The sequence below is a fragment of the Streptosporangium sp. G12 genome (assembly GCF_052983175.1).
In genome coordinates, this window is sequence record NZ_JBRIQO010000001.1 from 447800 (window position 1) to 460334 (window position 12535).

Here is a 12535-nt window from a genome sequence, read left to right on the forward strand (position 1 = left end):
CTCCGCCACGGGGTGAGACCTATCGGTGACTATGGGGCCAGGAATTCCCCAAAAGGAAGATTTCGCACTACCCAAAACACGACCATCAAAGCGAGCAATGACCACACGTACGCCGGGTGAATGGATTTCCCGGCGGGCACACCGCCCGACCAGGCACGCAGCGTCCAACGGCCCCAGAGCACGACCAGCACCGGGATCATGAGCGCGACGAGCGGATTGAGCCCCAGAGCCGCCGCGGGATCCCCGTGGACGAGCGCGTACACCGTTCGCAGGCCGCCGCAGCCGGGGCAGTAGAGGCCGGTGAGCATGAGGAAGGGGCAGGTCGGGTAGTGGCCCGGCTCGCCGGGATCCACCGCCCCCACGAACGCCACCGCCGCGCCCGCCGCCAGCGCGACGCCGAGCGGCGCCAGCACGGCCGCCGCACGCGCCCCGCGCGGACCCTCGATCTTCCCCGTCACCACGCCGTCACCATGCCGTCGCCTGGCCCGTCAGCATCCTTCGCCGGTGGCCGTTCCCCACCGGCCCTCACCGGTCACCCTACTCACGCCGCCACCGCGCCGCCGGGCGCGAACCCCCGCGGGAACCGGGACCGGTCGCGGGTCCCGGCGGGATCGGCGCCGGATGCCCGGCCCCGCGTCAGTAGCTCACACCGCTGCCGATGAGGGCGCCGGCCCCGATCAGCCAGAACAGCAACACCACGCCCAGCCAGCACAGGATGCCGAAGTAGGACAGGACCAGGCCCGCGACGGCCATGCCCCGGCCCTCCTCGCCCGTCCGGTTGATCTGTCCCAGCGAGATGTGGCCGAGCACCGCACCAACGATCGAGGGGAGCCCGCAGCTGAACAACCCCACGATGCCCATGATCAGCGCGGCGATGGCCATGCCGTTGTTGCCCTTGGGCGGCTTGCCGTACCCCCCGTAGGGGTCGTAGCCGCCGGGCTGGCCGTAACCGCCACCGGGCTGGCCGTAACCGCCGTGCCCTCCGGTGCCGTAACCGCCGGACGAGTCGTAGCCGCCCGGGGGGCCGTAACCGCCGCCCCCTGGGGTCTGGCCATAGCCATCCGAGTGATTGCCATAGCTCATGAATGACCCCCAATTATCCGAGTTGCGGGCGAAATCCTAGCGAAAATGCTCCCGGAAGGAGAGGATCCGTTCGCGCTCGTGAGCCCGTTGTGAGCAAGTCGTGGCCGAAGGCGCAGGCCGAGGATCAGCGCTCGCCGTAGGTCAGCGCTCGCGGGGGTCCGGGTCGGCCGTGGGGTCGGTGCCCTCGTCGAGGGCGTCCCACAGCGCCCGCTCGCCGAGGGCGCTCTCGGCGGGAGCGGGACGGTTCGCGGCACCCCCGGGACCGGCCCCCTGCCGGTCGTAGCGGCCGGACATGCCCGGCCAGCGCCCGCCGCGCAGGATCACCGCCACTCCTCCGGCCAGCAGCAGGAGCCCTCCGGCGGAGGCGAGGATCGGCCAGACGACGGCCGACGCGACCTGCGGGGTGGTGCCGGCGGAGATCGGCGCCTGCTCGGCGGAGATCCGCAGCGCGGCGCTCGCGCCGCTCCCCCACCAGGAACCGGCGATCATCCCGGCCCCGCCGAGCGCCATCACCGCTCCGACGAGCCCGCGCCACACGCCTCCCGTGGCGAGGACCGCGACCACCGCGGCGAGCCCCGCCCAGGCGGCGGGGCCGAGCGCGGGCACCAGTTCGGCGGCGGAGACCGCCACCTCGCGGGTGTCGTACGTCACGGTGAACCAGTCGCGCCCGGCGGCGAGGAGCACGAGCGCGGCGCCCGCCACGCACGCCGCCAGCCAGGTCCACAGCTCCCGCCTGCCCGTCACGCCCGGGTCACCGTCAGCTCGCCGGCGTCGAAGCAGGTCCGGTCGCCGGTGTGGCAGGCGGCGCCCACCTGGTCGACCCTAAGCAGGATGGTGTCGCCGTCGCAGTCGAGCGCGGCGGACTTGACGTGCTGGACGTGGCCGGAGGTGTCACCCTTCACCCAGTAGGCTCCGCGGCTGCGCGACCAGTAGGTGGCCCTTCCCGTGGTGAGCGTGCGGTGCAGCGCCTCGTCGTCCATCCAGGCGAGCATGAGCACCTCGCCGGTGTCGTACTGCTGGACGACGGCGGGAACCAGCCCGTCGGCGGTGCGCTTCAGCCGGGCCGCGATGGCGAGGTCAAGGGACATGCGGCAATTGTGCCGCAACCGGGAGGAGGGGTCGCGTCCGGCCCGGTCTCGCGGCCGGCCTTCGGCTCAGTAGCCGCGGTCGTCGTCGAGCACGTCGGCGGCGTGGACGACGATCTTGGGGTCGGGGGCGCCGACGACCTCGTGGTCCTTGTTCTCGTACTCGAACAGGCTCAGGACGTGCCGCATGGCCTCGATCCGGGCCCGCTTCTTGTCATTGCTCTTGATCACCGTCCACGGGGCCTCCTCCGTGTCGGTGTTGACGAACATGTCCTCCTTGGCGGCGGTGTAGTCCTCCCACTTGTCGAGCGACTCCAGGTCCATCGGCGACAGCTTCCACTGCCGCACGGGGTCGACCTGGCGGATCACGAACCGGGTGCGCTGCTCGGACCGCGAGACCGAGAACCAGAACTTCACCAGGTGGATGCCGTCGCGGACGAGCATCCGCTCGAACTCGGGGGCCTGCTCCAGGAACTCCAGGTACTCCTCGGGGGTGCAGAAGCGCATCACCCGCTCGACCCCGGCGCGGTTGTACCAGGAGCGGTCGAAGAAGACCATCTCGCCGGCGGCGGGCAGGTGGGAGATGTAGCGCTGGAAGTACCACTGGGTGCTCTCGCGCTCGCTCGGCTTCTCCAGCGCCACCACGTTCGCGCCCCGGGGGTTGAGGTGCTCCATGAACCGCTTGATCGTGCCGCCCTTGCCCGCGGCGTCGCGCCCCTCGAAGAGGACGACCATGCGTCCCCCGGTGTCCTTGATCCAGTACTGGAGCTTGAGCAGCTCGATCTGGAGCAGCCGCTTGATCCGGTCGTACTCCGCCCGCCCCATCCGCTCGCCGTAGGGGTACCTCTCCCGCCAGGTGTCGACCGGGCTGCCGTCCTTGCGGATCAGAACGGGATCGTCGTCGTCATCGTCGTTGACCCGCAGGTCGGTCAGCTCGTCGAGCAGATCGCTGCGGTCTATCGCCGCGTGGACGTCCACCACGGGGAACTGGCCGTCCGACGGCTCCCCGCCAACCAACTCTGCCATCGGTCCCTTCCCTCGGGCGGGCGTGGGGCCCGCCTCCGTCCTGCCACTACCACCCTCTGAACAGGCTAATCCTTCCCGGGCATCCCTTTCTTCGCGGGTGATCCGTCCCCTCTTCGCCGGGCGATCCGTCCCGGCAAAAAACCTACTAAACCAGTAGGTCTTGACGGGATTAGGAACGTGTGTTGAAGTGATGCCGTGCGCCCAGAGTTCCCGCCGGTGGCGGGCGAGCACGTCGCCCCGCGCCACGCCCGACCCCTCCCCTGTCGCCGCTGACCCGCGTCGCCGCCGACCTTCCCGCGCTCCGCCCGCGGAGCGCGCCCCGCACCGCCCCCGTCCGGTACGACCAGCCAGAAAGGCCTCAACCATGCCCGTCGAATTCTCAGGCGCCGACGGCGGTGACACACGCGATCCCGCGGCCCTCGCGGCTCCCGCGAAGGCACCGCCCCCGGTGACGGGTGGCCGGGAGCGCGCGCACCGCGGGTACACGTGGAGCCGGGCCCGGCTCGTCTCCGCGTCCGCCCCCGGCGGGCCCGGCGGATCCGCCGGGCCCCGCGTGATCCTGGCCGCCACTCCCCCGGTGAGCGAGCCCCCCGGCGGCCCGGGAGACGCGGCGGCCGGTGAGCCCCCGCCGAAGGTGGTCACCACCCGCCATCCCGGGCGGTGGGTGGCGGCCCTGGGCGTCGCGGTGCTGCTGGCCATGGCGGCCAGCGCGCTGGTCACCAACCCGGCCTGGGAGTGGGAGGTGGTCGGGGAGTACCTGTTCGCGCCCTCCGTCCTGCGGGCGGTCGTGTTCACGCTGGAGCTGACCGCGCTGGGAATCGTCTTCGGCTTCCTGCTCGGCACGGTCCTGGCGCTCATGCGGCTGTCGGGGAATCCGCTGCTCAACTCGGTCGCCTGGGGCTACATCGCCCTGTTCCGGTCGGTACCGCTGATCCTGCAGCTGCTGTTCTGGTACAACCTGGCCCTGCTGTATCCGAGGATCTCCTTCGGCGTGCCGTTCGGCCCGGCGTTCTTCGACATCGGGACGATGGACCTGATCGGCCCGGTCACCGCCGCCGCGCTGGGCCTGGCCCTGCACCAGGCCGCCTACGCCGCGGAGATCGTCCGGGCCGGGCTGCTCTCGGTGGACCACGGCCAGCGGGAGGCGGCCGCGGCGCTGGGCATCCCCAGGGCCAGGCAGCTGTTCCGGATCGTCCTGCCGCAGGCCATGCGGTCGATCGTGCCGACCGCCGGCAACGAGATCATCGGCCTGGTCAAGGGCACCTCGGTCGTCTACATCATGGCCCTGCCCGAGCTCTTCTACCAGGTACAGGTGATCTACAACCGCAACGGCAGGGTCATCGCCCTGCTGCTGGTGGCGACCATCTGGTATCTCGTGATGACCTCCGTGATATCCGTCGCGCAGCACTACGTCGAGCGGCACTACGGCAAGGGCCGCGCATGAGCTCCGCGATGGTCGAGCTGCGGGGCGTGCGCAAGAGCTTCGGGTCGCTGGAGGTGCTGCGCGGGGTGGACCTGCGGGTCGCCCCGGGCGAGGTCACGGTGATCCTGGGCCCGTCGGGATCGGGGAAGTCCACGCTCCTCCGTACCGTCAACCACCTGGAGAAGGTGGACAGCGGGTCGGTCAGCGTCGACGGCGAGCTGGTCGGCTACCGCAGGTCCGGCGACAGGCTGTACGAGCTGCCCGAGCGCGAGATCCTCCGGCAACGGACCAAGATCGGTTTCGTCTTCCAGAACTTCAACCTCTTCCCGCACCTGACCGTGCACCAGAACGTCACCGAGGCGCCCCTGTCGGCCCAGCGCAGGCCGAGGGCGGAGGTGGACGCGCTGGCGACCCGGCTGCTGGAGCGGGTCGGGCTCTCCGACAAGGCGCACTCCTACCCCCGCAAGCTCTCCGGCGGTCAGCAGCAGCGGGTGGCCATCGCCCGCGCCCTGGCCCTGGAGCCCAAGGTCATCCTCTTCGACGAGCCGACGTCCGCGCTGGACCCGGAGCTCGTCGGCGAGGTGCTCGACGTGGTGAAGGGCCTCGCCGGGAGCGGCACCACCATGATCGTCGTCACCCACGAGGTCGGCTTCGCCCGCGAGGTCGCCGACACCGTGGTCTTCATGGACGAGGGCCGGATCGTCGAGCGGGGCACTCCCGCCGAGGTGCTGGACGCCCCCCGGCACGAGCGCACCCGCCTCTTCCTCAGCAAGGTCCTCTGACTCCCCGCGCGGACCCCTCACGAAGACCCCTCACGAACTTCCCGGCGCCACCCGCCACCCGACCCCAGCAAGGACCGACATGTCGTTCATATCGAGGCTCGCCCCCGCCATCGCCGCCCTGCCTCTCCTCCTCGCCGCCGCCTGCGGCGGCGCCGCGACCCCGGCCGCCACCACGGACAGGGCGGAGGCCGCCCCGGCCGCGGCCCCGCCGGGAACCGGCGGGACGAAGATCAACACCTCGCCCGAGCAGAACCGCGTCCGCGCCGGCAAGGTGGAGGCGATCGCCGCCAAGGTCCCCGAGGCGATCCGGTCCAAGGGCGCGCTCACCGCCGGTTTCAACGGCGAGGGCGCCCCGCCCCTGGTGTTCCTGGCCGACGACGACACCACCCTGGTCGGCGTGGAGACCGACCTCGCCCACCTGATCGCCGACGTGCTGGGACTGCCCCTGAAGGAGGAGAACACCTCCTGGGAGAACCTGTTCCTCGCGGTCAAGTCCGGCAAGTACGACCTGGTGCTCAACAACGTCACGGTGACGGAGGAGCGCAAGGACATCTACGACTTCGCCACCTACCGGGTGGACCAGCTCGCCTGGCAGGTGAGCGGGGAGAGCCCGATCACCAAGATCGAGAAGGCCGCCGACATCGCCGGCCTGAACGTCTCCGTCGGATCCGGCACCAACCAGGAGAAGATCCTGCTGGAGTGGGACGCGCAGAACCAGAAGGCCGGGCTCAAGGCCGCGAACATCCAGTACTACCAGAAGTACGGCGACGTCCTGCTCGCGCTGAAGTCCGGCCGCGTCCAGGCCTACCTGGGCCCGAACCCTCCCATCGCCTACCAGGTCGCGGTGGGAGGTGACAGCAGGATCGTCGGGACGCTCTCGGGCGGCGGGTCGGTCGAGGGCCTCATCGCGGTCATGACCCTGAAGGGCAACGGCCTGGTCCAGCCGGTCAACGAGGCGATCAACACGCTCATCGAGAACGGCAAGTACGCCGAGGTGCTCAAGCGCTGGGGCCTGGACAACGAGGCACTGCCCACGTCGAGGATCAACCCGCCCGGCCTGCCGAGGCAGCCCAAGTGACGATCGACTCCGCGAGGCCCGCCGCCCCGGGCACCGAACGTCCCCCGCCCCCGCCGCCCCCGTCCCCGTACACGAAGCACGCGCCACCGGCACCGGCACCGGCACCGGCACCGGGCGGGTGTTCCCCGCGGGCTCCGGCCGCCCCCCTCCAGGTGCGGCACGTGGCCGTTCCCGACCCCGAGGTCGAACCGCTCCTGGAGGGCCTGCACGCCGAGTACACCAGCCGGTACGGTCCCAACGACGAGATCAACCGCTATCCCGGCGAGCGGTTCACCCCCGAGCGCGGGGGCGCGTTCCTCGTCCTCGTCGAGCACGGGCTGACCGTCGCCGGGGGCGCGTTCTTCCGGCACGACGAGGAGACCGCCGAGCTCAAGCGGATCTGGACCCACCCGGACCACCGCCGGCGCGGCCTGGGCGTCGCCGTCGTACGGGAGCTGGAGCGGGAGGCCGCGCGGCAGGGCTACCGCAGGATCTACCTGACCACCGGCCCCCGGCAGCCCGAGGCGGCGGGACTGTACCTGTCGACCGGATACACCCCGCTCTACGACCTGGGGGCCGACCCCGAGACGGTCGGCCCCCACCCCTTCGAGAAGATCATCGAGGGCTCGGGGTGGACATCCCGCCCGGGAGGCTAGGAGCGGGCGGCCGAGACCCAGGAGGCGTGCAGGTCCGCGTAGACGCCGGGCCGGCGTACCAGCTCGGCGTGCGGGCCGCGCTGCACGATCCGCCCCTTGTCGAAGACGAACACCTCGTCCGCCGCCTCGGCGGTGGAGAGCCGGTGGGCGATGGAGACGGCGGTGCGGCCCCGCGTGACGCCCTCCAGGGCGCGGGCCAGCCGCACCTCCGTCGCCGGGTCCACCGCGGAGGTGGCCTCGTCCAGCAGCAGCAGGTCGGGGTCGGCCAGGTAGGCGCGGGCGAGCGCGACGAGCTGGCGCTCGCCCGCCGACAGCGACTCGCCGCGCTGGCCGACCCTGGTCGACAGGTCGGCGGGCAGTCCCTCCAGCCAGTCGGTGAGCCCCAGCTCGGTCATGGCGAGCCGGATCTCCGCCTCGGTCGCCGAGGGGCGGCCGAAGGCGATGTTCTCCGCCAGCGTGCCGTCGAACAGGAAGCCGTCCTGCGGCACCATGACGATGCGGCTGCGCAACGAGGAGAACCGGACGGTCCGCAGGTCGTGACCGTCGACCGTGATCCGCCCCGAGACCGGGTCCATCAGCCGGGTGAGCAGCTTGGCGAAGGTCGTCTTGCCGGAACCGGTCTCCCCCACCACGGCGATCCGCGAGCGCGGCGGGATGTCCGCCGAGACCCCGTGCAGCACCGGGACCCCGCCGGGGTAGGAGAACTCCACGTCCTCGAAGGAGACCGAGATGGGACCGCGCGGCAGCTCGACGCCCTCCGGGCCCGGGTCGGCGACGTCGGCGGGGGTGTCGAGCACGCCGAGGATGCGCCGCCACCCGGCGACGGCGTTCTGCGCCTCGTTGAGCACCTCGGTGGCGATCTGCATCGGCGAGACGAACAGCGTGATGAGGAACAGGAAGGCGACCAGGCGCCCCTCGGTGATGTCCTGCGCCAGCCCGAGCCGCACTCCGACCAGCACCACGGCCGCCAGGGTGACGGCGGCGACGATCTCGGTCAGCGGGAACACGGTCGCGACGATCCGCTGGGTGCGGGCCTGCGCCGCCATGTTGGCGTCGATCGCGACGTCGAGCCGCTCGGCCGTACGGGCCTCGGAGCCGTGGGCCCTGATCACGGCCGCGCCCACGACCGACTCGCTGACGGCGGAGAGCATGTCGCCGGTGCGCTCGCGGACCCGCGTGTAGGCGCCGGACAGCCACCGCTGGAAGCGCGGCAGGACGACCATGAGCGGCAGGAAGCACAGCCACACCAGCAGGGCGAGCTGCCAGGAGTAGACGAACATCAGCCCGGTGGCGACCAGGAGCTGGCCCAGGGCGATGATGATCATCAGCCCGCCCCACTGCATGAACACGCTGATCTGGTCGACGTCGCCGGTGACCCGGGAGACGAGGGCGCCGCGCCGCTCGGAGTTCTGGGTGAGCACCGACAGGTCGTGCACGTGCCGGAAGCCGCGCACCCTGAGCGTGGCGAGCGAGGACTCGGTGGCCCGGTAGAGGCGGACGTTCATCAGGTACGCGCACAGCGCGGTGAACACCACGGCGGCGGCGCACAGCAGCACGGCGGTGCGGACGTAGGCCACGTCCGGGGCCCCCTTCGCGAGCCCCGTGTCGATGGTCTGTTGGACGGCGATCGGCACGATGATCTTGCCGACCGTGGCCACCACGGCCAGCGCGAGCGTACCGGCCAGCCCCTTGCGGAACTCCGGCGTGAGCGACAGGCCGTGCCTGACGGTGGCCAGCCCCGAGCGCTCGACTCCCTGGAACGAGCTCACCGGCACCGTCCTCCCAGCTCCGGCCCCAGCGGACCTCGGCCCCGCTCGCCCCGCGTCGTCCCGGCGGGGTGCTCCCCCGGCCGGTGGTGCTTCCTCACGCGCTGACCTCTTCCTCTTCCTCTTGCTCGGCGGCGAGCGCCTCGCGCTCGGCGCCCTGGCGTTCGTAGGCGGTGACCAGGTTGCGGTAGCCCTCGCAGCGGGCGAGCAGCTCCGCGTGGCCGCCCCGGTCGACGACCCGGCCGTGGTCGAGGTAGACGACCTCGTCGGCCAGGGCGATGGTGGCCATCCGGTAGGCGATGACGACCACGGTGGAGACCTGGGCCGCGTCCCGCAGTCCGTACAGGATCCTCGCCTCGACCTGCGGGTCGACGCTGGAGGTGGCGTCGTCCAGGACGAGCAGCCGCGGGCGGCGCACCAGCGCGCGGGCCAGGGCGATCCGCTGGCGCTGGCCGCCCGACAGGGTGGTGCCGCGCTCGCCGACCCGGGTGTCCAGTCCCGAGGGCAGGGCGCTGACGAACCCCTCGGCCTGCGCCAGGCGCAGCGCCGCCCAGACGTCCTCGTCCCCGATCGGCCGGCCGAGGGTGACGTTGCCGCGTACGGTGTCGTCGAACAGGAACGTCTGCTGGGGCACCAGCGCCACCGCGTCGCTGACCCCGTTTCTGGCGACGTCGCGCAGGTCCGTGCCGTCCACCAGCACGACGCCCTCCGCCGGGTCGACCAGGCGGACGAGGGCCTGGGCGAGCGTCGACTTGCCGGAGCCGGTGGGTCCGACCAGGGCGACGGTACGGCCGGGCCCGACCTCCAGGCTCACCTCTCGCAGGACGGGGAACTCACCGTCGCCGTAGGCGTAACCGAGGTCGCGGACCTCCAGCCTGGCGGGTTCGGTGCCGGGCAGCTCGACGGCGCCGTGCTCCATGGAGCCGGTGGCCTCGAGCACGGCCTGGACCCGCTCGTAGCCGACGACGGCCCGGGGCAGCTCGGCGAGCACCCAGCCGAGCGCGCGGATCGGGAAGGCCAGCAGGGTGAACAGGTAGGCGACCTGGACGAGCACGCCCGAACCGATCGCGCCGCTCTCCAGCCGCATCGCGCCGATCAGCAGCACGGCGAGCACGCCCAGGGTGGGCAGCGCCTCCAGCATCGGGTCGAACAGGCCGCGGACCCGGCCCACGGCGATGTTGGCGTCGCGCAGCTCGCTCGCCTTGGCCTGGAACCTGGCGGTCTCCTCGTCCTCGCGGCCGAGGGTCTTGACGACCAGGGCGCCGTCGAAGCTCTCGTGGGCGATCTCGCTGACCTCGGCGCGCAACTGCTGGGCGCGGGTGGCCAGCGGGTTGAGCCTGCGCTGGTAGACCAGGTTGAGCACGGCGATCGCGGGAAAGACCAGGAAGCCGACGAGAGCGAGGATCGGATCGGTGATCACCATTGCGACGGCGGCGGTCACCAGCATCACGACCACGCCGACGGCCATCGGCAGCGGGGCGAGCGGCGCCCAGGCCGCCTCCACGTCGGACCCGGCGTTGGACAGCAGCTGCCCGGTCGGGTGCCTGTGGTGCCAGGCCAGGGGAAGCCTCAGATACTGGCGGGTGACGTCACGGCGGGAGCGGGCCTGCATCCGGTACTGCATGACCCCGGCGAAATACCGCCGCCCGGCCACGCCCAGTGCCTTGAGCAGGGAGACCCCGAGGATGAGGAGCGCGCCGAGGGTGAGGGTGCCCGTCGTGATCCGCCCGTCCCTGAAGGCCGGGAGCACGACGTGGTCGGTGGCCCAGCCCAGTGCCCACGCCGCGGCGACGGTCATCACGCCGTACAGGGCACTGGACAGCACCGCGGCGGAGAAGATCGCCTTCTCCGCCCGGATGGCCACCCCGAGGACCCCGAGTCCCCTGCGCATGACTGCGGTGGTCATCTTGCTCGCCACGCGGGGGGTGTCCTTTCGACGGGGAACGTTGCTACCTAAGTCCCTATCACTGTGGATCATCCGGTTATTCCCGAACCACCTTCGGTTAGTGTCACGGTGACACCTCCGGTTGCTCACACAACGGCTTGTTAGGACCTGAAATGAACTACGCCCGCGCCGAACGATCCGCGCTCAGTGACCTGTTCGCCCGGCTCGGCCCGGATGCGCCCACGCTCTGCGAGGGCTGGACCACCTTCGACCTCGCCGCCCACCTCGTCGTCCGCGAGAGCCGCCCCGACGCCGCCGGAGGCATCCTCCTCAAACCACTGGCCGGGTACACCGCCAGGGTGCAGGAGTCCACGAAGACCAGGAAGGGGTACGCGGGCCTCGTCGAACTCGTGCGTTCCGGGCCTTCCGGGGTCTACCGCCTGCCCGGCCTGGACGAGGCGGTCAACACGACGGAGTTCTTCATCCACCACGAGGACGTGCGGCGGGCGCAGCGGGTCTGGGAGCCGCGGGAGCTGCCCGCCGAGCTGGAGCAGAGGTTCTGGAAGCAGGTCCACGGCGGCGCCCGGCTGTTCCTGCGCCGCTCTCCCGTCCGGGTGGTCCTGCATCGCATCGGCGGGGGCGTCGCCATCGGCGGCCCCAAGCAGGGACCGCAGGTCGAGGTGACGGGCACGGCCGGGGAACTGCTGCTGTTCTGCTTCGGCCGCCAGTCCCACGCCAAGGTCGACGTGAGCGGCGACGAGGAGACCGTGGCCCGGCTGATGGACGCCCCCCTGGGCGTCTGAGCGGGACCGCTCCCCGGGAGCGGGAAGAGGTCGTGGGCGACGGCCCGGACCACCTCGGTCCGGGCGTCGACGGTTCGCGACCGCGTCGGTCGGCTGGCGGCCGGCTGACGGCCTGTCGCCGGACGACCGGCGATCAGCCGCCGGTCGGCGGCCGGAAACCGGGCGGGCTAGCGGACGCCGTCGCCCCGGTCCCGGCTTCCGGCCTTCGCCAGACCTCGGGCGATCATGTAACCGACCGTGAGAACGGTGATGTACTTGATGGCGTGCTCCGCCCCGAAGGGGTCACCGTAACCGCGCGAGTCACCGCCGACCACGAAGGCCGTGATCACGATCGCGACCAGGATGACGACGTAGGCGATGAACTCGGTGGTCTGGAACGCCGGTTTCGTCTCACCGGACAACCCGCGAGAGCCGGCGCTCCGCGACCGATCACCTGGCTGGCCTCCGACGGGTGATGTCATCGTCCTCACTCCTTGCTTATGAATAATTACGTATAGTTACTATACATCGACCAATTCCCCCCTTTTTGAAGCCACAAACGCCGCACCAGCCGCCTACGCGCCACCCGTCCCCCGCGGCGACCCGGGCGGGGCGGGAAGGACGCGCCGGTCACCCGCCGCCCTCCCCCGGCGTCACCGGCGAACGGCCCCGGGGCGGCGTACCCCGGCCCGTCCGGCGGCAGGCCGTGCGTTTCCTGACATCTGCCGGCAACACCGGACTCCCGGCGTGAACGACCGGTCACCGGATCGGTGGTGACCAGCAAAGACAATCCCCGCGCTCGGCGTACGTCCGGCGCCGGGCTAGCCCTACCGGTATACCTGGCAATGAAGATTGGACAGGAGCGTCTCGCGACCGCACGATGGCGGGTGTGACCTATGCCAAACTCGCGACCAGACCGCGGCTCGCCCCCGCGAGACGGGTATGATCATCAAAATCCGGGAGCCACCCGGGCCGCAGATGCCAAAGATC

The 12535-nt window shown here is 71.4% G+C and carries 13 protein-coding genes; 5 read left to right on the forward strand and 8 right to left on the reverse strand.

Translation table 11 applies throughout. The annotated features are described in order from the left end of the window. Nucleotides 1-29: 29 nt before the first annotated feature. From ACVCAG_RS01850 to ppk2, 5 genes are all read right to left on the reverse strand, one after another. Nucleotides 30-461, reverse strand: a complete 432-nt coding sequence (locus tag ACVCAG_RS01850; protein ID WP_440082035.1) for a DUF2752 domain-containing protein — start codon at nucleotides 459-461, stop codon at nucleotides 30-32. A 175-nt stretch (nucleotides 462-636) separates the two neighbouring features. Beyond that, nucleotides 637-1083, reverse strand: coding sequence for a DUF4190 domain-containing protein (locus ACVCAG_RS01855; protein ID WP_440082034.1), 447 nt, complete (start codon nucleotides 1081-1083; stop codon nucleotides 637-639). A 141-nt stretch (nucleotides 1084-1224) separates the two neighbouring features. Then, complete coding sequence (locus ACVCAG_RS01860; protein WP_440082033.1) at nucleotides 1225-1827, reverse strand: TIGR02234 family membrane protein; 603 nt, start codon at nucleotides 1825-1827, stop codon at nucleotides 1225-1227. Continuing rightward, the gene (hisI, locus tag ACVCAG_RS01865) at nucleotides 1824-2171 is read right to left on the reverse strand and encodes a phosphoribosyl-AMP cyclohydrolase (RefSeq protein ID WP_440065001.1); all 348 of its coding nucleotides are present in this window, start codon (nucleotides 2169-2171) and stop codon (nucleotides 1824-1826) included. The genes ACVCAG_RS01860 and hisI overlap by 4 nt, the downstream gene beginning before the upstream one ends. Before the next feature lie 66 nt (nucleotides 2172-2237). Beyond that, nucleotides 2238-3194, reverse strand: coding sequence for a polyphosphate kinase 2 (gene ppk2, locus ACVCAG_RS01870; protein WP_440082032.1), 957 nt, complete (start codon nucleotides 3192-3194; stop codon nucleotides 2238-2240). A gap of 364 nt (nucleotides 3195-3558) precedes the next feature. Between ppk2 and ACVCAG_RS01875 the strand changes: the two genes are divergently transcribed. From ACVCAG_RS01875 to ACVCAG_RS01890, 4 genes are all read left to right on the forward strand, one after another. Continuing rightward, nucleotides 3559-4638, forward strand: a complete 1080-nt coding sequence (locus ACVCAG_RS01875) for an amino acid ABC transporter permease (protein ID WP_447189374.1) — start codon at nucleotides 3559-3561, stop codon at nucleotides 4636-4638. Next, nucleotides 4635-5399: an ATP-binding cassette domain-containing protein gene (locus ACVCAG_RS01880; protein ID WP_440082030.1), complete on the forward strand. Its 765-nt coding sequence runs from the start codon at nucleotides 4635-4637 to the stop codon at nucleotides 5397-5399. The genes ACVCAG_RS01875 and ACVCAG_RS01880 overlap by 4 nt, the downstream gene beginning before the upstream one ends. Nucleotides 5400-5478: 79 nt before the next feature. After that, the gene (locus ACVCAG_RS01885) at nucleotides 5479-6477 is read left to right on the forward strand and encodes an ABC transporter substrate-binding protein (protein WP_440082029.1); all 999 of its coding nucleotides are present in this window, start codon (nucleotides 5479-5481) and stop codon (nucleotides 6475-6477) included. Nucleotides 6478-6638: 161 nt separating this feature from the next. Beyond that, entirely contained in the window at nucleotides 6639-7112 is a 474-nt protein-coding gene (locus ACVCAG_RS01890; protein WP_440082028.1) for a GNAT family N-acetyltransferase, read from the forward strand. Here ACVCAG_RS01890 and ACVCAG_RS01895 read toward each other — a convergent pair. Beyond that, nucleotides 7109-8881, reverse strand: a complete 1773-nt coding sequence (locus tag ACVCAG_RS01895) for an ABC transporter ATP-binding protein (RefSeq protein ID WP_362676254.1) — start codon at nucleotides 8879-8881, stop codon at nucleotides 7109-7111. The genes ACVCAG_RS01890 and ACVCAG_RS01895 overlap by 4 nt on opposite strands. A gap of 94 nt (nucleotides 8882-8975) precedes the next feature. Next, nucleotides 8976-10784, reverse strand: a complete 1809-nt coding sequence (locus ACVCAG_RS01900; RefSeq protein ID WP_440082178.1) for an ABC transporter transmembrane domain-containing protein — start codon at nucleotides 10782-10784, stop codon at nucleotides 8976-8978. Between the two features lie 152 nt (nucleotides 10785-10936). On the opposite strand from ACVCAG_RS01900, the gene ACVCAG_RS01905 reads away from it, so the two are divergent. Further along, nucleotides 10937-11566, forward strand: coding sequence for a TIGR03085 family metal-binding protein (locus tag ACVCAG_RS01905; RefSeq protein WP_440082027.1), 630 nt, complete (start codon nucleotides 10937-10939; stop codon nucleotides 11564-11566). 167 nt (nucleotides 11567-11733) lie between these two features. On the opposite strand, the gene ACVCAG_RS01910 is transcribed toward ACVCAG_RS01905, so the two are convergent. Further along, nucleotides 11734-12027, reverse strand: coding sequence for a hypothetical protein (locus tag ACVCAG_RS01910; protein ID WP_440082026.1), 294 nt, complete (start codon nucleotides 12025-12027; stop codon nucleotides 11734-11736). Nucleotides 12028-12535 lie beyond the last annotated feature (508 nt).